The sequence below is a fragment of the Pararobbsia alpina genome (genome assembly GCF_965118125.1).
Taxonomy (GTDB): domain Bacteria; phylum Pseudomonadota; class Gammaproteobacteria; order Burkholderiales; family Burkholderiaceae; genus Pararobbsia; species Pararobbsia alpina_A.
This window is the reverse complement of sequence record NZ_OZ221287.1, coordinates 1212122-1233811: the sequence shown is the minus strand read 5'-3', so window position 1 is coordinate 1233811 and position 21690 is coordinate 1212122. Positions and strand designations below refer to the sequence as shown.

The window sequence follows — 21690 nt, the reverse complement described above, 5'->3', positions numbered from 1 at the left end:
CTCCATGACTACCGATCTCCCGCTCCACGTCTGTATGGTGTCGAACACCGCGTGGTCGATCTACAACTATCGCCACGGCGTGCTTCACGCCTTGCGTGCACGCGGCGTCGCCATCACGGTGATCGCGCCGAAGGACCGCACCTTCGCGCTGCTTGAACAGATGGGCGTGCGATGCATCGATCTCGTCGTTGCTTCGAAAGGCACCAACCCGCTTGAAGATCTCAAGTTACTTGCGACACTGCGCGCGCACTACCGGTCGTTGAAGCCCGATGTCGTGTTCCATTACACGATCAAGCCGAATATCTACGGGTCGGTCGCAGCCGCACTCGCGGGTGTGAAATCGATCGCGGTGACCACGGGTCTCGGCTACGTGTTTATTCAGGAGAGCATGGCCGCACGCGTCGCCCGCCGGCTTTACCGCTTTGCGTTCCGGTTCCCGCGCGAAGTGTGGTTTCTGAACCGTGACGACCTTGACGCATTCCGCGGCGAATCACTGCTTGTGCATCCGGAACGCGCACAGTTGCTCAACGGCGAAGGCATCGATCTCACGATGTATGCGCCCGATGTTCCCGCAGCGTCCAAACCGACGATCGACTTTATCCTGATCGGCCGCCTGCTGTGGGACAAGGGCGTTGGCGAGTACGTCGAAGCCGCCCGGGCCCTGCGGGCGCGTTACCCGCATGCGCGCTTCAAACTGCTGGGCCCGGTCGGCGTCGCCAACCCGAGCGCGATCTCGCAAGCCGATATCGATGGATGGCAGCGCGAAGGCATCGTCGAATACCTCGGTGAAGCCCATGACGTGCGTCCGCATATCGCACAGGGCGACTGCGTCGTGCTGCCGTCGTATCGCGAGGGCGTGCCGCGCACGCTGCTCGAAGCCTCGTCGATGGCGCGGCCGATCGTCGCGACGGATGTGCCGGGCTGCCGCGAAGTCGTCGACGACGGCGCAACGGGCCTGTTGTGCAAGGCGCGCGACGCCGCGGACCTGACCGCCCGGCTCGCTGCCATGATCGACATGGGACCCGACGCCCGCCACGCGATGGGCGCGCGCGGACGCGAAAAAATGATCACGGAGTTCGATGAGCGTCATGTTGTCGACCGATACTTCACGACGCTGGCGCGCCTCACCGGGCGCGAATGGACTGCAGCCTGAGGACACATCGAGGGCGAGCCGACTTCTCGTTGGGACGCCACGGTGTGCGAAGGAACACCGTCATGACATCGGTCTGCTGGTAAATTAGCGAGCCAGCGGGCCCGACGACGCACACACGCGTCACCGACCGATGACGACGCTCTCACGACAGAACCACGGGGATAAGGGTATGACAGGCAAGAACAAGACGATTCTGGTGACCGGGGGTGCCGGCTATATCGGCTCGCATACCTGTGTCGAACTGCTTGGCGCAGGCTACGACGTGGTGATCGTCGATAACTTCGTCAACAGCAAACCCGAGTCCGTGCGCCGTATCGAGCGCATTTCGGGGCGCACCGTCAGTCTGCATGCGGTCGATGCGTGTGATCCGGCCGCCATGGCGAAGGTTTTCGACGCGCATCCGATCGACGCGGCGATCCATTTCGCCGCACTCAAGTCCGTCGGCGAATCCGTGGCGAAGCCGCTCGAGTACTACCGTAACAACCTCGACAGCCTGCTCGTCGTGCTCGACACGATGCGCGCACGCGGTGTCAAACATTTCGTGTTCAGCTCGTCAGCGACGGTGTACGGCAACCCGCATACCGTGCCGATCGACGAAAGCTTCCCGTTGTCGGCGACCAACCCGTACGGCCAGTCGAAGCTGATCGCCGAGCAGATTCTGCGCGACGTGCAGCTCGCCCTGCCGGACTGGAAGATCGCGACCCTGCGCTACTTCAACCCCGTCGGCGCGCACGAGAGCGGCCTGATCGGCGAAGACCCGAACGGCATCCCGAACAACCTGATGCCGTACGTCGCGCAGGTCGCGGTCGGCAAGCTGCCCAAGCTCCGCGTGTTCGGGGGCGACTACGATACCCACGACGGCACCGGCGTACGCGACTATATCCACGTCGTCGATCTGGCCCGTGGTCACCTGGCGGCGCTCGACGCCCTGTTCGAACAGGACCGCAGCGTCACGGTCAATCTCGGTACCGGCAAGGGCTACAGCGTACTCGACGCGATCCGTGCGTTCGAGGCCGCGAGCGGCCGACAAATCGCTTACGAAATCGTGGGTCGCCGGCCGGGCGATATCGCATCGTGCTACGCCAATCCGGCCGCCGCGGAGCGCGAACTCGGCTGGCGCGCCGAGTTCGGCATCGAGCGCATGTGCGCCGACCAGTGGCGCTGGCAGTCGAGCAACCCCGACGGATACCCCGCGGACGCCTGAGACGCCTGAAATTGCGCGCCGGATGGCGGTGCGGGCGCCCCGCTATAATCCGCCATCCTCCAAAAAAGCGCTGTCATGCTGAGCTTTGCCATTGCATTTATTGCCTCGCTGCTCGTCACGCTGCTGATCGTCCACTACGATCACCTGCACGAGCATCTGTCGTCCGACACCGATCTGGGGGGCGTACAGAAATTCCACGTCAACCCGGTGCCGCGGATCGGCGGCGTCGGCATCCTCGCCGGCCTCATCGTTTCGGCAGCGGAGCTGATGATCAGCTATCCGCATGTATCAGCCGGCATCTTTCTCGTCACCCTGTGCGGCATGCCTGCCTTTATCTCAGGCATGGTCGAGGACATCACCAAGCGCGTGACGCCGCTGATCCGGCTGATCTGCACAATGGCGGCGGCACTGGCGACGTATTTCGTCGTCGGCGCCGCGGTCACGCGGATCAGCGTGCCGTGGCTCGATGCGGCACTCGCCATCCCAGTCATTTCGTGCGTGATCACCGTCTTTGCGGTCGCCGCGCTTGCCAATGCGGTCAATATCATCGACGGCTTCAACGGGCTGGCCTCGATGGTCGCCATGATGATGTTCGGGTCGCTTGCGTACGTCGCATTCGAGGTCAGCGACCCGGTCGTGCTGTCGGGCTCGATGATCATGATGGGCGCGATCCTCGGTTTCTTTATCTGGAACTTCCCGGCCGGGCTGATTTTCCTCGGTGACGGCGGCGCCTATTTTGTCGGCTTTATGCTCGGCGAACTCGCGATCATGCTGGTCATGCGCAACCCCGGCGTCTCGGCGTGGTACCCCGTGCTGCTGTTCATGTACCCGATCTTCGAGACCTGCTTCTCGATCTATCGAAAGAAGTTCATCCGTGGCATTTCGCCCGGCGTGCCCGACGGCGTGCACCTTCATATGCTCGTTTACAAGCGCCTGATGCGCTGGGTCGTCGGCTCACGTGCGGCACGCGAACTGACGCGTCGCAACTCGCTGACGTCGCCGTATTTGTGGCTGCTCTGCCTGATCGCCGTCGTGCCGGCGACGCTGTTCTGGCGGCATACGCTGCACCTGTTTATTTTTGTCGTTGTATTTATCGTCGCGTACGTCTGGCTCTATATGAGCATCGTGCGGTTCCGCGTGCCACGCTGGATGGTCGTGCGCCGCGGCCGTCGCCGCCCTTAACACCGACTTCCGCGCGTGTACTACGTCCACGCTCGTTGCATTGGCTCGTTCCGTTGCGCCGCCGCAATTTCTGCTCAGATCCGCCTGACGACGTTCGCATTCGCGCTAACGATATTAGGATCAACACTAAAAGTGATTGCGCTGCAAAGATGAATTAAGGCTGGCATAGTCTGCAACCAAGGTCCGAACGCTTAGCGGATGGCACGCTGTCCGCAAAGCTGGCGGGTTGCATATACATCACGTTGTGTCGCCGTCCGCTCGGCGCATGGCGGCCAACGACAAAAGACCTAAAACATCGATGCGACAAGCAACGCGATCCCTCATCCTGGCCGGCGTGCTCAGCGCATGCGCGGGTCTGCTTCCCTCGCTTGCCCATGCCGACTCCGGCGAGTTCGGCGTCATCGTGATGGGCGGCATTGCCGATCACCACACCAGCACCTTCGATGCAGCGCTCGTCTGGGACCCGAATCTGCATTGGTGGCACATGGGGGACTGGAGCTTCTCGCTGCTCGGTGAGCTGCATGCCGCGATGATTCGCAATACCGAAGGCTCCGATCCGCGCACCCTTGGCGCATTCGGCATCACGCCGGTGTTCCGCATCGGCAAGGACACCGGTTTTTTCAGGCCGTTTTTCGAAGCGGGCGTGGGCGTACGGGTGCTCACGGGCGTGCACCTGAACGATGCCTATGACATCAGCACCGCGTTCCAGTTTGCCGATATGGCCGGTGCCGGCATGAAGTTCGGCGACCGCGGCCAGTACGAAGTCGGCTACCGCTTCCAGCATTTATCGAACGCGAGCATCAAGCGACCGAACCCCGGCATCAACTTCCATCAGATCTACGTCGGTTATATGTTCTGAGTGGGCTGCGTCGTCGCTCAAATACTCTGCACTCGCGAGCTCGCGTAGAAGAGACACACCGTTCCAGTCGGCGATGTCGATGCTGAATTTCTACGCGAACCGCGCGGGACGCAATTTGCCCAAAGCGCGACGCGACGTGCTTGAAAAAGCCCGGCGGCCACTAAGCAAGCAATTCGGTCGCGAGCCTTGAGCTGGCGATGCGTGCAAATCCTGCAAGACGCTTGAATACGCTACGGCTTACTGCGCGTCCGCTATTGCTTGCCTGACACGCCGCCCAGCACGCCGCTGGCCGGATTGCTCATCACGCCACTGGCGGGAGAGCCCAGCAGGCCGCTTGCCGCCGAGGGTCCGCCTGCGCCGTTCGCTGCCGGCATATCGTTGGATTTCCCGCAAGCTGCGATGCCGCTGACCAGTAGCAGCCCCAGGGCAAGCCACGCCGACGTCACTGCCAGCGCATTGCCCGTCACATGCGAACCACGGCGTTGCGTCATGGCACACCTCCGCCTTTGTCCGGTCGACGTCCATGCGTCGCCGCGTCTCCATCACCGTGCTCCCTTGTGCATAGGTACACCCGTTGCTGTTACCAGGGTGCAAGACCTTTATGCCTCAACCCATCACATAAACCAGGGAGATGACGATGAAGGCTACACCTTTACAACTGCGACGTGCATTGATTGCCGGGCTAACGACTTTGTCGGTCGGCGTTACGCCGCTCGCGGCGTTCGCCCAGAACACCAGCAATGACTCGACATCGGGCAACGCGATGTCGTCGACCAACAGCAGTACCACACACAAGCGGACCACGAAGAAAGCATCGCCCGCTTCGAACCACGCGACCACCACGCCAAACGACCCGAGCAATCAGGGCGTGGCCGGCGGTGGCGGTGGAGGTAATGGCGGTGGCGGCAACGGTGGCGGCACCGGCGCCGGAACGGGTGCGGGTGGCGGCGGCAATGGCGGTACGGGCGCCGGGTCCGGAGGGGGTAACGGCGGAACTGGCGGCGGCGCAGGCAGTGGTGGCGCCGGTGGCGGCGGGAAATAACCGCGCGAGATAGCGATGCAGGAGCGCGGCCGTCCTTCGGGAGGGCCGCGTTATAGCGCGTGCGCGCGCAAGTCCTTGACGATCGCACCCAGCACATTGAGATCGAACGGCTTGGCGAGCACGTCGAACCGCTCATTGGCCCGATCGAGTTCGTGCGCATAACCCGTCATCAGCACGATCCGCTGCATCGGCATTTCCTTGCGGATATGCTCGGCGAAGTCGATACCGTTCATGCTGCCCGGCATATGTATGTCCGACAGCATCAGATCGAACGCAGCGCCGATTGAGAGCAGCTTGAGCGCCTCGTCGGCATTCGGCGCATGCGTCACATCACAGTCCATCAACTCGAGCACGGCTTCCATGCCTGCCGCGACCTCGATATTGTCTTCAATGATCAGGATATGCGGATGCCCCCCGCCACTCGCCTCCGGTGCGACATCGACCGCCGGCTCGTCGGCCACCGAAGCCACCGCGCCCGTCGAACCCGGCAGATAAACGCGCACTGCCGTGCCGATGCCCATCGAACTTTCGAGCCGGACAGTGCCGCCGGACTGCCGGCAGAATGCAAGCACATGGGCGAGGCCAAGGCCTGCTCCGGTGCCTGAAGCCTTGGTCGAAAACATGGGTTCGAGCGCGCGCCGCAGCACCTCGGGTGACATGCCCCGACCGTTATCTGAAACCGACAACACCACATATCGCCCCGGCGCCAGCTCGTGCTGCCCATCGGGCAATCTGACGTTGCGCGTCGCGATCCGTAACTGTGCCTGAGACCGATCCGCCATGGCCTCACGCGCATTGATCGCGATGTTGACGACCGCGAGTTCGAGCTCGCGCGGGTCCACAAAGACCGGCCACGTATCGTCGCGCACGTCGTAGCTGATCCGCGCGGCCGGGCCGGCCGCGCTCTGGATCAGCGTATCGGCATGATGAAACCACTCCGGCAGCGCGATGTTCTCGCGATTCAAAGGTTGCTTACCCGAGATACCGAGCAGCCGCCGCGTAATGGCCTGCCCGGCGCCGATCGCGCGTTCGATCGATTCGACTTCGAGATCGATCCCGAAGAAATGCTTCTTCTTGGCCACATCGATATTCGACGACACGACCATCAGCATATTGTTGAAGTCGTGCGCGATCGTCGCCGCGAGGTTACCGAAGCCTTCCATCCGGTGTTCCTGAGCTGCCTGCCGGTCAGCGATCACATGACGTTCATAGCCGAGCCGCCAGCGATCCCATGCGCCTTCGTCGGCTTTGACCCAGCGCAGCGCGTAGAAAACCAGCCACACGATCGCTGCACTCGGAATCAGGGTGACGAGCGAGACGAGCACCATATGCACGATCCAGCCCTGAAGGATCGAGTGCTCGTCGACCGACGCGGACACGTAAAGCGGATAGTCATTAACGCGCCGGAAAGCCAGCACCCGATCGGGCTCGCCGTGGGCCGCTTCGGTATGGATCATCCCGGCAAGCGTTTCCTCCCTGAGCGCGCGAGCGAATTGCGGATCGACCGCCTGCTGAGGCGCATCGAACGGCACCGGCGGATACTGTGCAATGAGTCCGCCGTCGCGCCGGTAAAGACTCATTGTCAATGAAGCATTGTGGCCAATGAGGTCGTGATAGAAATCGACGAAGTATTCGCGCTTGAGCGCGACCGTCACGACGCCAAGAAATTGCTGCTGCGCATCCAGGCGCGCGACCGACGTCGTAAAGACTTCGTTATTGCTGACCGCGCCGCGCAAGGGCAGCGAGAAATATTTCGAAGGCCATACCCCGCGCGCACCGATAAAATCTTCGCGGCCATTGATATTGACCGGCGGCACAGGATACGCGCGGCTTGTCGCAAGCAAGGTGCCGTTGCTGTCGAAGATCGACAGCGCCGCCACCTGCGGATACGCCTCGATGAGTCTTGATAGCCAGTAATACATCTGGCGCTGGTCATGAGAAATATCCGAACCGCTTCGCGTATTGAGACCATCGAGCACGCGAGCCTGAAGCTCGGCGTTCATATCGATGATCTTGACCGCATGCTCCTGCGCGACGCGCGCGAGCCGGTCGATGCTTTCGTTGGCTTGCAGTTGCCGGCGATGCAGATCCATGCGGCCGTAAATCGCGAGATACATGAGCGGCAACACGACAGTCAGCACAAGCACGGCGATCAGCGCGCGGCGGATCTTGTAGAGATCGCGCGAAGGCGCCGCATAGTCCGTCTCGAGCGTGCGATCTGGTGCGGTCATCGAAGGTGGCGTGCGCGCGATGGTAAGTGTGCTAATGACCGGCCGCATCCTCCTGCCCGGCCGGGCCTTTCTGCTGTGAACCCACAACGGTCGCGAACTCGCCGGCCTGCCCCGTGTCGTGATCCGGGTTCTGGCCGGACACGCTCGTGCCGGATTCCCAACCACCGCCCAATGCTTTGTACAACGCGACAAGGTCCGTCGTCACCTGCATCGTACCTTGTACATATTGCAACCGCGCCTGACCCAGCTGCCGCTCTGCATCAAGCACGTTGATAAACGACACAATACCTTTTCGATAGCTATCGCGCGCGAGATCGAACGATGTTTGTTGCGCGGCCACCGTATGCCCTAAAGCATCTTGACGAGATTGATCCGTGCGGTAAACGGCAAGCGCATTATCGACATCGCGCAACGCAGTCAGCACCGCCTTGCGGTATGCCACCGCCGCTTCCTGTTGCTCGACCTTGGTCAGTCGCAGGTTAGCGACGAGTGCGCCGCCTTGGAAAATCGGCAGCGAGATACTCGGTCCGAAAGAATAAAACAGGCTCGACCAATGTGCCAGATCACGTGCGTGCGTGCCTCGCATGCCGATCTGTCCGGTCAGCGAAATGTCCGGATAGAACTGTGCGACAGCCACGCCGACCTCGGCCGTTGCTGCATGGAGTTGCGCCTCCGCCGCACGAATATCGGGGCGCCGTCGCGCGAGCGTCGATGGCATGCCAACCGGCACTTGCGGCGGGATACCAGGCAGCGCGGACGGCGTATCGAGCATCTCGTCGAGTGAGCCGGGCGCCATGCCAAGCAAATAACACAAGCCATTCAGCGCCTGTGCAATCTGCTGGTCATATTGCGGGAGTTGGGCTTGCGTCGTCGTGAGCTGTGCGTTTGCGCTTTCGACGTCGACATCACTGGTTATACCCACGCTCGCCTGACTGCGCGTCAGGTCGGCGACGCCACGCTGCTGGTCGATCAACTCCAGCGTAATCGCGTGCATGGCCTGTGCGCCTCGCAGTTGCATATAGGTCTGGGCGACTTCCGCTTCGAGCGACACCAGCGCGTCGTTGCGGTTTTCGACAGCTTGCTGCGTTTGCGCCTGCGCCGATTCGACCGAGCGGCGCACACGCCCGAACAAATCCAGTTCCCACGAAGCGTCGAAGCCGTCCTGCCAGAGGTTGATTGGCGAGGTCAGCTGATTGAGCAGGTTGTTTGCACCGCGCTCAACGGCTGGCCCCTCACCCGGCGCGATGCCGTTCACCGGTGAATTCGGCGCGCCCAGCGAGTCGACCTTGCCATAGACCCCACTGTCATCAAGGAATCCTCGAATGCCGAGTTGCTCGCGCGTATAGCTGCCAGTCGCACGGACGTTCGGAAGGCCTTGCGCGGCAGCGGACTGCACTTGCGTGCGCGCTGCCTCGATGCGCAAGACCGCTTGCTTGAGGTCGAGGTTGTCCTGTGCCGCACGATCGACCAGCGCATCGAGCACGGGATCGTGAAAACTGCGCCACCACCGGGGATCGGGGTCGGACTGTTCGACGGGGCTCGATTCCACGCGCGTCGGAGGCAAAGCCGGCTTGCCGGCTTCGAGCGACGACCCACCAGCGTGATCGGGCGTCGGCGATTTCGTGACGGTCCCAGCCGACGCAGCATGCGCGTGCTTTGACCTCGACGGCAGCGTCAGGTCGGGCGGCTGCGCAGCGGACGCTTCTTCTGGCGACGAGGCAACATGCAGGTCATGCCACGTCGCAGGCGTGTCGATTGCCGGCTTTTGATAATCGGGCCCGACTGTGCACGCGGCCAGCGCGATGAGCACACCTGACACAACGGCCCTCTTCACGACCGATATGCCATCCATCCTCAGCGGATGCGATGCATCCCGCCTGCCAGCGGACTTCAACGCCCGCACCGCACGTGCTTCGTCAAGCCGCAGCGCTTCAACGATCGATTTCATCTCAATGCCCTCCCGCCTGGCCCGATGCCTTGACCGGAGAAAACAGGAATGTGAACGGCACCACGAGCGCACAAAAAATGGCGCAATAGGCAAACACATCGGAGTACGCGAGCACCGTCGCCTGACTCACATACGTTTCGAAGAGACGTCCCGTGGCTGTCTGCATCGCGAGCGCCGGAGGTTGTCCGGTGATCTGCGTGACCGTCTGTGCCGTCTGGTGCAGCGTGTCCTGATAGTTCTGCGAGAACGGCGACAGATGCCCCGAAAGATGGGCCATGCGCGCCTGGGTGCGTTCGCGGATCGCGGCGGTCGCGACAGAAATACCGATCGATCCCGCCACGTTGCGGAACATCGTAAAGAGTGCCGATGCGTCGTTGTTGAGTTCCTTGGGAACCGTGAGATACGCAAGCGTCGTCACCGGCACAAAAAGAAAGCCGATCGCAAGGCTTTGAGAACTGCGCATACGCACGAGCGTGGCGTAATCAATATCGGGCGTGAGGGTGTGCGAGTACATCAACGCCACGCAAAGCAGCACAAACCCCATGGCGACAAGGAAGCGCGTCTGGATATGAGGCATGAGCCGGCTGATGATCGGAATTTCCATCGTGATCAGCAGCGCCCCAGGCGAGAGCACCAGCCCCGCGAGCGTCGCGGTGTACCCCAGCTGCTGCTGGGCGAGTTGGGGCACGAGCACGGCACTGCCGTAAAGGATCATGGCGAAGCTTGCGATCGCGCCGCATCCGAGTGCGAGATTCCGATCCTTGAGCACGCGCAATTCGACAACCGGGTGTCGCGTGTAAAGCAGCCACACGACCGCGCCCGCAATGCCCACGACAGCCATCACGGCGAACGACGAAATAAAGGGTGACGAAAACCAGTCGTCGTCTTCGCCGCGATCGAGCATGACCTGCAAGCAGCCGAGGCCGATCGCGATCAAAGTGATGCCGATGTAATCGATTGAAACCTTCCCCTTTTTGCGCCGCTCCCACGGTGGGTCCTCGACGAACTGCATGACAGCAATCGACGTGATGACACCGACCGGCACGTTGAGCAGAAACACCCAGCGCCACGAAAAGTTATCGGTAATCCATCCGCCCAATGTCGGCCCAAGCACTGGGGCCACCACGATCGCAACCGCGGAAATTGAAAACGCACGGCCGCGTTGCTCGGGGGGAAACGTGTCGAGAATGATCGATTGCTGATTCGGCTGAAGTCCACCGCCAAAAAACCCTTGAAGCACGCGAAAGATGATCAGTTGCCCGAGATTGGTCGAGATGCCGCAGAGGAACGAGCAAATCGTGAACGCAACAATGCAGATCAGGAAATAACGCTTGCGTCCGAGCACCTTCGCAAAGAACGCCGAGATCGGCAGCACGATCCCGTTCGCGACGAGGTACGACGTCAGCGACCACGTGGCCTCGTCATAGCTCGCCGACATCGTGCCGGCGATATGAGGCAGCGCGACATTGACGATCGTCGTATCGAGCACCTCCATAAACGCCGCGAGCGTGACAACGATCGCAATCAGCCACGGATTAGCCGCGGGCTTCCAGCTCGTATTCATATCGCGCTCACTTCAGGTAGACCTTGGGTTCGACCGACAGTCCAAGGCCTAGTGGACGGTGCGGATCGATACCGCTGTCGATGACGATCTTCACCGGCACCCGCTGGACGATCTTGACGAAGTTACCGGTCGCATTCTCGGCAGGGAACGCCGAGAAACGTGAGCCACTGCCGAGCTGAATGCTGTCGACGTGACCGTGAAGCTCGAGCTTCGAATACGCATCGACTTCGACATCAACCTTGTCGCCGATCTGCATCCGGTCGAGTTGTGATTCCTTGAAATTCGCCGTGACCCAGACGTCCGGCGTCACGATCGAAAACAACGACGTGCCTGCCTGCAGGAAGCTGCCGAGATAGACATTGCGCCGCGTGACAAAGCCATCCGACGGCGCAGTCACATTGCAATACGATAGATTGAGCTCAGCCTGTTCAAGCTGGGCCTGGGCCTGACGCACGGCTTGCTGGCGCTCCTCCAGTGTTGCCTCTGCGGTCCGGATCTGTTGCGGCACGAGGCTCGCCGTACGCGCCTGCGCTTCGGTCTGCATCAGTGATGCACGCGCGCTCGCCGCCTGCGCATCGGCCGTGTCGACGTTTTGTTGGGACGTCGCACGCTGGTCGACCGCGTGCTGCCGCTCGTAAGCCGCCTGTGCCTGTTTAAGGTTCGCCTGTGCCGAAGTGACTTGCGCCTTTGCTTGCGCATAGTTCGCCGGGTACTGAACCCGTGCAATCTGCAACTGCACCTCTGCCGCATGCTCCTGCGCCTGCGCGAGACCCAGCTGCGCTTGCGCCTGATCGACTTGCGCCTGATAGTCACGCGGATCGATCTTGACGAGGACGTCGCCCTTGTGGACGTAGACGTTGTCGTTGATATTGAGCTCGACGACATAGCCCGATACCTTCGGTGCGATCGTGATTGCATTGCCGTCGGTGTACGCGTCATCGGTCTTGACTTCGTTGCGCGTCGCGAACCACCAGATAAATGCAACGATCGCGAGCACGATCACCACGGCGATCAGGATAAAGATCGGCTTTTTGCTGCGAGGCTTTTGTTCGTCGTCGCCTTCGTCTGCGTCCTGCTTGCCGTCTTTCCCGTGCTCTTTATCGCCGCCGCTCTTTCCATCGTCGTTCTGATCGGCACTGCTCCGTTCGCTCTCGTTCTTGTTCTTGTCATTGTCGGCGGTGTCATGTCCCCGAACTGAATCATGAGCATCGTCGTGCTCATCTCGTTCGTCGTCGGGACGATGTGCGGTGTCGTCAGCCATGGTGCATTTCCAGGTGGGGACGCCGACCGTAGAAGATCGGTGGTCGCATCGGTTCAAAAGGCGGCAGGAGTTCAGCGGCAGTCGTCCTGAAATCTCTGCTGCGGCAGCGAATTTCCATGAGCAATGCGCGTTCCTATGCGCGTACCTAGCGCGTTCCTTGCAGGCACCCGCTACACGCGGCCGCCGCTGCGCGGCCTCACTGCATGGGCCGGCGTCGCGCTCGGCGGTTCAGGAACGCAGGTTGCGCGGCTAATGGGAGGACCGATGACACAAACGGGAGCCCCCAAATGGATCAGGACAAGAAAGACTCTGCTCGCGCAAACCCGACTCAGGGACAGCAAAGCGCAGCGAGCGGCCAAAGCCCCGCGAAAGAGCCGGCACACGAAACCGCGCATGCCGACCCGGGGAAAATGGCCAAGAGCTTTGCAAATACTTCCCCGGAAGGCCACCATCCGTCGGCGAAGAAAACCGAGACGCAGCGCGTTGCGCGTAGCGCATCACCGTTGCCGCCCGTAGATATCAGCCTCAAGGCCGTCGATCATCCCGATCACTTCGAAGCAGCCCGGTCCCGCATCGTGTCGGTCGACACAGCGGGCACGCAAGCTTCCGACAGCACGGTCGACACAGACGGCAAGTCACGCGAAGCCCTGCGCGAGCGCAAGCCCCGGCAGGATCATTTCGTTCATTCGAATGCGTCGCCCGACGAACACGTGCCGACTTCACCGGTGGGCTTGGGCGGCATCGACAGCCGGCTCGAAGGCCCGGGTGTGCGTATCGCGACGAAACCTGGCTGGCACGTCGTCGATCTCGGGACGACCGTGAGAACGGACATGAACGGCATGCATGCGTCGCGGCATATCCGGATCGAGCGTGACGACACTTCGGAAAAAGCGCCGCTCGCCACAGAAGACCTGACGCACAAGTAACGCATCTATCAGCGTGCGCGTTCCGGCGCCGACCCGCCTCGCGCAGGCCCATCGATCATTGATCGGCCTGCGTGCGTCGAGCGCTAGTTTGAGTATTTGACCGACAGCGCGTGATTGGACGAAGACCGTGCCGTTCGCAAGGCCATACATTCCGACGTTAGGTATAAGCTAGAGATCGCCCGCGGGCCTGCGCATCGTTCGTGATGCGCCAGCCGGACCCGCTCGTCCCGAGGATTCGACATGGCCGAAGATCTCAAGCAGGACATGGCTTCACCCGCCCGACGCAACCCGACGCGCGCGCCTGTTCGCTCCGGGCCTGCGCCGCAGCAGTTCTCCGTCGACGTCATGCTCGAGAAATACGCAAAGGGCGACGAGACGACGATTTCCGATATCTATCGCCGTGTTGCCCGTGGCGTCGCACTCGCTGAACCTGAGGCCAAACGTGCGGAGGCCGAAGCCGAGTTCATCGACAACTTCGAACGCGGCGCGCTGGGTGCGGGACGCATCATGAGCGCCGCCGGCGCGGACATCGCCGCCACATTGATCAATTGCTTTGTGCAACCCGTCGGCGATTCCATCCAGGGTGTCGACGAGAGCGGCTTGCCCGGCATCTATGTCGCCTTGCTTCAGGCCGCCGAAACCATGCGTCGTGGCGGCGGCGTCGGCTACAACTTCTCAGCGATTCGCCCCAAGGGCGCGCGCGTGCATTCGACCGGATCGTCCGCGTCGGGCCCTTGCAGCTATATCGACGTGTTCGATGCATCATGCCGCACCGTCGAAAGCGCGGGCTCGCGTCGCGGCGCGCAGATGGGCATCCTCGATTGTGATCACCCCGATCTGCTCGAATTCATTACCGCAAAGCACACGCAAGGGCGCTGGAATAACTTCAATGTGTCCGTCGCCGTCACAGATGAATTCATGCAAGCCGTCGCCGACGACGGGATCTGGCAACTCGTGCATCGTGCAGAGCCATCGCCTGCGCTCAAGGCGTCGGCCGATATTCGCCGGCGCGATGACGGCAAGTGGATTTACAAGGAACTGCGCGCCAAAGAGATCTGGGACGTGATCATGCGCTCGACCTATGACGTCGCCGAGCCGGGTGTCGTCTTCGTCTCGCATATGAACGAAGACAACAACCTGCGCGCCATTGAAACGATACGGGCTACGAATCCGTGCGGCGAGCAGCCCCTGCCCGCCTATGGCTGCTGCAACCTGGGCCCGTTGAATCTCACGCGCTTCGTCAGCGATGCGTTTGCGCAGCGGCATGGCGGCGTTCCATCGTTCGACTGGGATGGTCTGGTCAGAAGCACGCGAACGCAGGTCCGCTTTCTGGACGATGTGCTCGACGTCACGCTGTGGCCTTTACCGGAGCAGGACGCCGAAGCGCGCGCCAAGCGGCGAATCGGCGTGGGCTTTACCGGCCTCGGCGACACGCTCGTGATGCTCGGCTTGCGCTACAACAGTGACCAAGGCCGTGACTTCGCAAAACGCGTCGCACAGACCATGCGTGACGCGGCGTATTCGGCCTCGGTCGATCTGGCGCGTGAGCGCGGCGCGTTTCCGCTATTCAATGCACGCGAGTACCTGTCGCCCGGCACATTCGCGTCGCGTCTGCCCGCCGACATTCAGGACGCCATCCGCCGCGACGGCATACGTAACAGCCATCTGCTGTCGATCGCCCCGACCGGCACCGTCAGCCTCGCATTTGCGGATAACGCGTCAAACGGCATCGAGCCCGCGTTCTCATGGACCTATCAGCGAACCAAGCGCATGGCCGATGGCTCGCGCCAGAGCTTCGCCGTCGAAGACCACGCGTACCGTCTCTATCGCGAGTTGGGTGGCGACGTGAACGCCCTGCCCGATTACTTCGTCAATGCTCTCGAGATGTCGGCGCATGACCATCTCGGCATGATGGCCGCCGTGCAACCGTTCGTCGACACGTCGATTTCGAAGACGGTGAACGTGCCAGCCGACTATCCGTTCGAGGCATTCGAAGATCTGTATTTCGAAGCGTGGCGCGGTGGCCTGAAGGGTCTCGCGACCTATCGCCCGAACGCGACGCTGGGTGCCGTCTTGTCGGTCACACCCGAAGCGACGCCTAGCGACGCGCCGAGCCCCGAGGCCGACAGCGAAATCGACCCGTTGCGCATTGCCATCGAGCATCGTCCGCGCGGTGAGTTGCCGGCGATCATCGAGAAGGTCGAATACCTGACGGCAATGGGCAAGAAATCGCTCTACGTTGCCGTGTCGTTTATCGAAGTCACAGGCAGGCTCAGCGGCACGGATCTCACGATCGAGCGCCCGATCGAGTTCTTTATGCCGGCCGGCCAACGCGACGAATCGCAGCAATGGATTACCGCGACCATGCGATCGCTGTCGCTCGCGGCACGCGGAGGTTTTGTCGCACGCAACCTCCAGGATCTGCGCAAGGTGTCATGGGATCGTGGTCAGGTACGGCTCGGCGACGTCAAACGCCTCGACGGGCACCGCGTACCACGCTGGCACGATTCAGAAGTAGCCGCGCTCGCATACGCGCTCCAGCAAATCCTGTTTCGGCGCGGATTCCTCGATGAGGAAGGCGGTCAGGTGCCGTCGCGCGTCCTGGCCAAACTCCGGCACGAGCGCGAAACGGGTTTTGACCCTGGGACTGCGGAAGGTGAAGGCGAAACCAAGAGCAACGCAGAACCGAACACCGGAGACGACATGCTCAGCGCCCTCGTCGCAAAGAGCGCCGCCGGCAGCGACCCGCACACGCTCCTCCCGATGCACGGCCGCCCCTGCCCGACCTGCGGCGCCAACGCCGTCATCCGCAAAGACGGCTGCGACTTCTGCACCGCATGCGGAGAAGTCGGGGCGTGTGGGTGAAACTATGGGTGTCGGCGGGATGCGCGCAAAACCGAGATTCAACACATCGCTATTCCGCTTTCGCGTTTCTCGACCGTCTCTGCAGGCGCCGCTCCTGGAGCTTTGCGTAGGATTGTTCGCGCGTCATCGTGCCTTGAGGATTTGCCTTCAGATGCACATACGCACTTACGACTTCGGCGGCCCATCGCGCTAAGTTCACGCGTAGTGCGTCGCGCGCGGCGCACTTGTCATGCTCATCATTCATATCCGAGATGCCTCGCAGTTCAACGCCGCAAAAGGGCGATCGTACGAGAACTCGGACAATGATCGGTCGATGTAAGAGTAAAGCGGAGAAAGCGCACCCCCGACTTGATATGCGCGTACGACGAGCAAGCTCGATTCCTAACGCAAATCAGAAACTGCTGACAGGGCGAACGTAAGTCGCCTCACGTTCTCACTTCTGGCAAATCACTGCCGTCATCACGAGCGGCATGACTTCCTTGACGGTCGCGGGGCTGCCCATCTGGTGCAGGCGGTCGCTGACTTGATCCGACCCCGCCATTACGACGACGCCGTATTTCGAAGGAGCGGCAGGCGTATCGGGTGTTGTCTGGTCGCTGACCTGCTGAACGCCGCCCTGCGACGCGCTGACTTTCTGCGCGACGACACCGTCATTCGAGCCAGCCGCCGGCGTGCCGAACACGGCCTTCACCGGGAATCCCAATGCAGTCAGGTGCCGATCGGAGTGCGCGCCGTAGGCGTTGACCGTCTGGTCGGACGTCTTCATCGGCTTCGCTTCGATATCGTTGTTATTGATCAGTTGCGCGATGAATTGGTGCGGATCGGCACGACAGTCGAGACTCGCATCGAGCCCCTGCGCGCCCGCAAAATGCGAGACGAGCAATGTTGCCGCTGCCAGGCACTGCAAGGGTCGAAAGCGTTTCATCTCTACTCCTTGATACGAATCCTGTTCCACAACGTTCGGCTTCACATCCACTGCTTTGAGTCCAGCTCTTCAGATCCACCGCTTCACGACCATCTCTAAGCACGCACAGTGCCAGCCCCGTTTTTCACCGACGTGACACGGCGAGGTCTGCAGCGACGTGCGCATAGACTAGTGCACTACGCGGATTCTGGCGACCCGTTCATTCGAATCAGTTTGTTCAAAATCAAGCAATAACGCTGTACGGCGGCACACCATCGATGCGGCAAATCGATCGCGCGAAATTCACAAGCTCTTGAAAGAAAGGACGAACCCTTGCGCGAGGTGTTCGCCGCATCCCAACAGAGCGGGTCTCGGGTGTATGGAATGGCCTTTGCTGTCCACACAGGTCCCCTCCTGCTGGAGATGCGCCCCATGGCTTCGCGACATACGCTCGCTCCCGATACGCTCGACGCCGAGCGACCGGTGGAGCGATTCCTTGTCCCTGTGTCGCTCAGGGTCAATGGCGAACTCCTCGAACTCGAGCTTGAACCCTGGACCACGCTTCTCGACCTCATTAGAGAACGCCTCCACCTGACGGGAACCAAAAAGGGTTGCGATCACGGTCAATGCGGCGCGTGCACGGTGCTGATCGACGGCAAACGCGCTAACGCGTGTCTGGCCCTCGCCGTGATCCATGACGGCGCGTCGATCGTCACGGTCGAAGGACTCGCGTCGCTGCGTCCGGATGACAACACCTCGGCCGCACTAACAGGCCCCATATCGGGTTCCACCACCGGCTCGATCGCAAGTCCGACATCAGGCGAGAAGTCATCACCGCAAAGCCGCAACGACGACGCACTTCACCCTATCCAGCAGGCCTTTATCGACCACGACGCCTTTCAGTGCGGTTACTGCACGCCCGGCCAGCTGTGCTCGGCAGCCGGCCTGCTCGCGGAAGGCCATGTACGCAGTAAGTCGGACATCCGCGAACAGATGAGCGGCAATATCTGCCGCTGCGGCGCTTATACCCAGATCGTCGACGCCATCGCGGAAGTGGCAGGCGTCGATCATGTGAACGATGGCGAGAAGCGTGTCCGTGCATCAGGCCCCTCCTCCCGCGACGCCACCCCAGGCAGAGGTCTAGGCGGCGATACATCCTCCGACACACCCGCTCCGGGAGCACGCCGATGAATCGCTTCTCCTACGTGCGCCCCGAGAGCCTGCCCGACGCCGTGCTGCGCGCGCAGCGCGTGCACTCCGCCCAATTCATTGCGGGCGGCACCAACCTTGTCGATCTGATCAAAGAGAATGTCGCGCGCCCGTCGGCGCTGATCGACCTCAATCGCCTGCCGCTGCGCACGATCGAACTCACGAGCGCACAAGGCCTGAAGATCGGCGCGCTCGTCAGCAATAGCGACGTCGCCTACGACGAGCAGATCCGCACGCGCTATCCCCTGCTCAGCGAAGCCATTCTTGCCGGTGCATCCGCGCAGGTCCGCAATATGGCGACCGTCGGCGGCAATCTGCTTCAGCGTACGCGCTGCTCGTACTTCTACGACACCGCGACCGCGTGCAACAAGCGCGAGCCCGGAACAGGATGCGGCGCGCTCAACGGCGTGAACCGCATGCACGCAATCCTCGGCGCCAGTGACGAGTGCATCGCCGTACATCCGTCCGACATGTGCGTCGCGCTCGCCGCACTCGATGCCATCGTTCACGTACGTGGCACCTACGGCGATCGCGCGTTGCCGATGTCGATCTTTCATCGGTTGCCGGGCTCGACGCCACATATCGACACCGAACTCGAACACGACGAAATCATCACCGCAGTCGAATTGCCCGAGCATGGCTTCGCGAAGCATCACGCCTATATCAAGGTCCGCGACCGCACCTCGTTTGCGTTTGCCCTCGTGTCCGTCGCACTCGGAATTGAACTCGACGTCGATACGGTTATCGATGTGCGCTGTGCGCTCGGCGGCGTCGCTCACAAACCGTGGCGCAATCACGACCTCGAAAACCAGCTCAAGGGCCAGCCGCTTACCACGCAGAAAGTACGCAAATTCGCGGGCGCGATGATGGCCGACGCACGAGGCAGGCGCGGCAATGCCTTCAAGATCGAACTCGCGACACGCGTCATCGTGCGTGCGTTCGAAGAGGCCACCCAACGCACCTTCGAGGGCTAGACCATGAGCTCCCTCTTTCAGAAGGCCGTCGACAAGGCACGGACGTGGAAGCCGCTGCGCCATGGCAACCGTCCTGCACCTGCAGCGCTCGGCGAGCCGGTCAAGCGGGTCGACGGCATCCTCAAGGTCACGGGCCAGGCGCACTATGCGTCCGACTACGATGCGCCGGACCTCGTCTATGGCTTTATCGTGAGCAGCACGATTGCGACGGGCCGCATCATCGAGATCGACGCATCCGCAGCGCTTCAATTGCCCGGCGTGCGCGCCGTGCTCACGCATCAGAACCGTCCGGACATGCCGCTGCATGACGCCGCGTACAAGGATCAGGTCGCACCGGGCGGCATGCCGTTTCGCCCGCTGTGGGACGACCGCATCTGGTATAGCGGACAGCCCGTTGCGCTCGTCGTAGCGGACCATATCGAACTCGCCCAACACGCGGCGTCGCTCGTTCGCGTGCGCTATGAGCCGACCGCGCACGAGACACAACTCGATGCCGTGCTCGACGACCACTATCCGCCCTCGACCGAGAAAGGCGGCTTCGAGCCGCCGCCCAAACCGCGTGGCAACGCCGACGGTGCGTTCCGCGGCTCAGAGGTATCGATCGACGTCGAGTACAGCGTGCCCGCCGCGTATCACAACCCGATGGAGCTTCAGGGCTGCACGGTCATACCCGCGGAAGACGGTTCGCTGACCGTCTACGAGAAGACCCAGGGCGTGCTCAACACGCGCCAGTACCTGATGAAGGTCTTCGGCCTGCCCGCCGACAAGATCAAGATCGTGTCGACCTTCGTCGGCGGCGCGTTCGGCAACGCCTTGCGGCCGCACTACTACCTGCCGCTGGCGGTGATGGCCGCACAGGACCTGTGCCGCCCGGTACGCATCACGCTCACGCGCGCGCAGATGTTCAGCTTCGTGCATCGTCCCGAGTCGATCCAGCGACTACGCCTCGGTGCCTCAAAGGATGGCCACCTCAGCGCCATCATTCACGAGGCCGTGCAGAGCGTGTCGCGTTACGAGGACTACTGCGACGTAGTGGTCAACTGGGCCGGCCAGCTCTATCAATGCGACAACGTGCGCCTCGAATTCAATGTCGCGAAGATCGATACCGCGACGCCCGGCGATATGCGCGCGCCCGGCGCGAGTCAGGGCCTGTTCGCCCTCGAATCGGCCATGGACGAACTCGCCTACAAGCTTCGCCTCGATCCGCTCGAGTTTCGCCTGCTCAACTACACCGAGCGCGACGCCAACAAGGATCTGCCGTTCTCGAGCAAGGCGCTGCGCGAATGCTTCAGGGAAGGCGCCGAGCGGTTTGGCTGGCGCCAGCGTCGAATCGAACCGAGGTCGCGCCGTGAAGGACGCGAATGGGTGGGCTGGGGCATCGCCACGGGCGCGTGGGACGCGATGCAAGGCCCTGCCAGCGCACGCGTGATTCTGCATGCCGATGGCACCGTCGACGTATCGAGCGCGACCGCCGATATCGGCACCGGCACCTATACCGTGATGACGCAGATTGCGTCGGCCGCGCTGGCCATTCCGATGGACCGCATCAGCTTCGCGCTCGGCGATTCGACGCTGCCGAAATCACCGCTCGAAGGCGGCTCATGGACCGTGACGTCAGTCGGCGGCGCGGTCCACAAAGTCTGCACGCAGGCACGCGAAGCGCTTGCGGCATTGCTGCATGAACATGGCGGCAACGGCTTCCGCAACGTCGACGCAAGCGAGCTGACGTTCGACGGATCGCGCATCGAGATGCCCAACGGGGCCGCCGACAATATCGATCTGTCCGACTTGTTCAATCGCGCAGGCATCGAGCGCCTCGAGTGCGTGGCGACGAATCAGCCCAACGAGCGCCAGAAACAGTTTTCGATGGGCACCCACTCCGCGGTGTTCGCGGAGGTCCGTGTCGACGAAGCATTCGGCACCGTGCGCGTCACGCGTGTCGTAAGCGCGGTGGCGGCCGGCAGGATCATCAATCCACGCACGGCCGGCAGCCAGGTCAAGGGCGCGGTCGTGATGGGTATCGGCATGGCCCTGCACGAGCAGGCGCAATACGACCCCGACCTCGGCCGCCTGATGAACCACAACCTCGCCGACTATCACGTGCCCGTCAACGCCGATATCGGCGAGATCGATGTCATGTTCGTTCATGAACTCGACGATGTCGTCAGCGAACTCGGCGCGAAAGGCGTCGCTGAGATCGGCATCGTCGGCGTCGCGGCCGCCGTGGCGAACGCCGTGTTCCATGCGACCGGCGTCCGCGTGCGCGATCTGCCGATCACACCCGACAAAGTCTTCACTCGTTTTCCCGACCCCGCTATCGGCGTCGGCCATGCAGGAACGGCACGCGCGCCCTAGCCAAGGAGCCTGA

At 62.1% G+C, this 21690-nt stretch carries 16 protein-coding genes and 1 pseudogene; 11 read left to right on the top strand and 6 right to left on the bottom strand.

Translation table 11 applies throughout. The features are described from left to right. Nucleotides 1–4 precede the first annotated feature (4 nt). The 5 genes and pseudogenes from ACMFWR_RS05295 to ACMFWR_RS05275 all read left to right on the top strand — a co-directional run. A complete protein-coding gene (locus tag ACMFWR_RS05295) occupies nt 5–1153 on the top strand; it encodes a glycosyltransferase family 4 protein (protein WP_413193964.1) in 1149 nt (382 codons plus the stop codon). 169 nt (nt 1154–1322) lie between these two features. Beyond that, complete coding sequence (gene galE, locus ACMFWR_RS05290; protein ID WP_413193963.1) at nt 1323–2357, top strand: UDP-glucose 4-epimerase GalE; 1035 nt, start codon at nt 1323–1325, stop codon at nt 2355–2357. A 75-nt stretch (nt 2358–2432) separates the two neighbouring features. Next, nucleotides 2433–3539, top strand: a complete 1107-nt coding sequence (locus ACMFWR_RS05285) for an MraY family glycosyltransferase (protein WP_413193962.1) — start codon at nt 2433–2435, stop codon at nt 3537–3539. Nucleotides 3540–3837: 298 nt separating this feature from the next. Further along, complete coding sequence (locus ACMFWR_RS05280; protein ID WP_413193961.1) at nt 3838–4398, top strand: acyloxyacyl hydrolase; 561 nt, start codon at nt 3838–3840, stop codon at nt 4396–4398. Further along, a pseudogene (locus tag ACMFWR_RS05275) lies at nt 4397–4588 on the top strand (DUF3175 domain-containing protein); the annotation flags it as partial. The gene ACMFWR_RS05280 and the pseudogene ACMFWR_RS05275, both read left to right, overlap by 2 nt. Nucleotides 4589–4649: 61 nt before the next feature. On the opposite strand, the gene ACMFWR_RS05270 reads toward ACMFWR_RS05275, so the two are convergent. After that, nucleotides 4650–4889: a hypothetical protein gene (locus ACMFWR_RS05270; protein WP_413193960.1), complete on the bottom strand. Its 240-nt coding sequence runs from the start codon at nt 4887–4889 to the stop codon at nt 4650–4652. A gap of 146 nt (nt 4890–5035) precedes the next feature. Between ACMFWR_RS05270 and ACMFWR_RS05265 the strand changes: the two genes are divergently transcribed. Then, nucleotides 5036–5440, top strand: a complete 405-nt coding sequence (locus ACMFWR_RS05265; protein WP_413193959.1) for a hypothetical protein — start codon at nt 5036–5038, stop codon at nt 5438–5440. A gap of 50 nt (nt 5441–5490) precedes the next feature. Here the strand turns inward: ACMFWR_RS05265 and ACMFWR_RS05260 are convergent, their stop codons facing one another. From ACMFWR_RS05260 to ACMFWR_RS05245, 4 genes are all read right to left on the bottom strand, one after another. Continuing rightward, the gene (locus ACMFWR_RS05260; RefSeq protein WP_413193958.1) at nt 5491–7671 is read right to left on the bottom strand and encodes a response regulator; all 2181 of its coding nucleotides are present in this window, start codon (nt 7669–7671) and stop codon (nt 5491–5493) included. Nucleotides 7672–7702: 31 nt separating this feature from the next. After that, nucleotides 7703–9523, bottom strand: coding sequence for an efflux transporter outer membrane subunit (locus ACMFWR_RS05255; RefSeq protein ID WP_413194789.1), 1821 nt, complete (start codon nt 9521–9523; stop codon nt 7703–7705). A gap of 97 nt (nt 9524–9620) precedes the next feature. After that, nucleotides 9621–11183, bottom strand: coding sequence for a DHA2 family efflux MFS transporter permease subunit (locus tag ACMFWR_RS05250; RefSeq protein ID WP_413193957.1), 1563 nt, complete (start codon nt 11181–11183; stop codon nt 9621–9623). Between the two features lie 7 nt (nt 11184–11190). Continuing rightward, nucleotides 11191–12444, bottom strand: coding sequence for an efflux RND transporter periplasmic adaptor subunit (locus ACMFWR_RS05245; protein WP_413193956.1), 1254 nt, complete (start codon nt 12442–12444; stop codon nt 11191–11193). Between the two features lie 287 nt (nt 12445–12731). Here ACMFWR_RS05245 and ACMFWR_RS05240 point away from each other — a divergent pair, with 287 nt between their 5' ends. Beyond that, a complete protein-coding gene (locus ACMFWR_RS05240; RefSeq protein ID WP_413193955.1) occupies nt 12732–13370 on the top strand; it encodes a DUF3005 domain-containing protein in 639 nt (212 codons plus the stop codon). 240 nt (nt 13371–13610) lie between these two features. Further along, the gene (locus tag ACMFWR_RS05235) at nt 13611–16235 is read left to right on the top strand and encodes an adenosylcobalamin-dependent ribonucleoside-diphosphate reductase (RefSeq protein WP_413193954.1); all 2625 of its coding nucleotides are present in this window, start codon (nt 13611–13613) and stop codon (nt 16233–16235) included. 433 nt (nt 16236–16668) lie between these two features. Here the strand turns inward: ACMFWR_RS05235 and ACMFWR_RS05230 are convergent, their stop codons facing one another. After that, on the bottom strand, nt 16669–17160 hold the full coding sequence (locus tag ACMFWR_RS05230; protein ID WP_413193953.1) for a hypothetical protein: 492 nt from the start codon (nt 17158–17160) through the stop codon (nt 16669–16671). Between the two features lie 402 nt (nt 17161–17562). Between ACMFWR_RS05230 and ACMFWR_RS05225 the strand changes: the two genes are divergently transcribed. From ACMFWR_RS05225 to ACMFWR_RS05215, 3 genes are read left to right on the top strand one after another with little or no spacing between them, the layout of a single operon-like run. Beyond that, entirely contained in the window at nt 17563–18330 is a 768-nt protein-coding gene (locus ACMFWR_RS05225; RefSeq protein WP_413194788.1) for a (2Fe-2S)-binding protein, read from the top strand. After that, entirely contained in the window at nt 18327–19322 is a 996-nt protein-coding gene (locus ACMFWR_RS05220) for an FAD binding domain-containing protein (RefSeq protein ID WP_413193952.1), read from the top strand. The genes ACMFWR_RS05225 and ACMFWR_RS05220 overlap by 4 nt, the downstream gene beginning before the upstream one ends. Nucleotides 19323–19325: 3 nt before the next feature. Beyond that, on the top strand, nt 19326–21677 hold the full coding sequence (locus tag ACMFWR_RS05215; RefSeq protein WP_413193951.1) for a xanthine dehydrogenase family protein molybdopterin-binding subunit: 2352 nt from the start codon (nt 19326–19328) through the stop codon (nt 21675–21677). The last annotated feature ends 13 nt before the right edge of the window (nt 21678–21690 follow it).

What these genes read in the sequence shown, in the direction of transcription:
- ACMFWR_RS05295 (WP_413193964.1), top strand. Translation starts at nt 5, where the DNA reads ATGACTACCGATCTCCCGCTCCACGTCTGTATGGTGTCGAACACCGCG.
- galE (WP_413193963.1), top strand. Translation starts at nt 1,323, where the DNA reads ATGACAGGCAAGAACAAGACGATTCTGGTGACCGGGGGTGCCGGCTAT.
- ACMFWR_RS05285 (WP_413193962.1), top strand. Translation starts at nt 2,433, where the DNA reads ATGCTGAGCTTTGCCATTGCATTTATTGCCTCGCTGCTCGTCACGCTG.
- ACMFWR_RS05280 (WP_413193961.1), top strand. Translation starts at nt 3,838, where the DNA reads ATGCGACAAGCAACGCGATCCCTCATCCTGGCCGGCGTGCTCAGCGCA.
- ACMFWR_RS05270 (WP_413193960.1), bottom strand. Translation starts at nt 4,889, where the DNA reads ATGACGCAACGCCGTGGTTCGCATGTGACGGGCAATGCGCTGGCAGTG.
- ACMFWR_RS05265 (WP_413193959.1), top strand. Translation starts at nt 5,036, where the DNA reads ATGAAGGCTACACCTTTACAACTGCGACGTGCATTGATTGCCGGGCTA.
- ACMFWR_RS05260 (WP_413193958.1), bottom strand. Translation starts at nt 7,671, where the DNA reads ATGACCGCACCAGATCGCACGCTCGAGACGGACTATGCGGCGCCTTCG.
- ACMFWR_RS05255 (WP_413194789.1), bottom strand. Translation starts at nt 9,523, where the DNA reads ATGGATGGCATATCGGTCGTGAAGAGGGCCGTTGTGTCAGGTGTGCTC.
- ACMFWR_RS05250 (WP_413193957.1), bottom strand. Translation starts at nt 11,183, where the DNA reads ATGAATACGAGCTGGAAGCCCGCGGCTAATCCGTGGCTGATTGCGATC.
- ACMFWR_RS05245 (WP_413193956.1), bottom strand. Translation starts at nt 12,444, where the DNA reads ATGGCTGACGACACCGCACATCGTCCCGACGACGAACGAGATGAGCAC.
- ACMFWR_RS05240 (WP_413193955.1), top strand. Translation starts at nt 12,732, where the DNA reads ATGGATCAGGACAAGAAAGACTCTGCTCGCGCAAACCCGACTCAGGGA.
- ACMFWR_RS05235 (WP_413193954.1), top strand. Translation starts at nt 13,611, where the DNA reads ATGGCCGAAGATCTCAAGCAGGACATGGCTTCACCCGCCCGACGCAAC.
- ACMFWR_RS05230 (WP_413193953.1), bottom strand. Translation starts at nt 17,160, where the DNA reads ATGAAACGCTTTCGACCCTTGCAGTGCCTGGCAGCGGCAACATTGCTC.
- ACMFWR_RS05225 (WP_413194788.1), top strand. Translation starts at nt 17,563, where the DNA reads ATGCGCCCCATGGCTTCGCGACATACGCTCGCTCCCGATACGCTCGAC.
- ACMFWR_RS05220 (WP_413193952.1), top strand. Translation starts at nt 18,327, where the DNA reads ATGAATCGCTTCTCCTACGTGCGCCCCGAGAGCCTGCCCGACGCCGTG.
- ACMFWR_RS05215 (WP_413193951.1), top strand. Translation starts at nt 19,326, where the DNA reads ATGAGCTCCCTCTTTCAGAAGGCCGTCGACAAGGCACGGACGTGGAAG.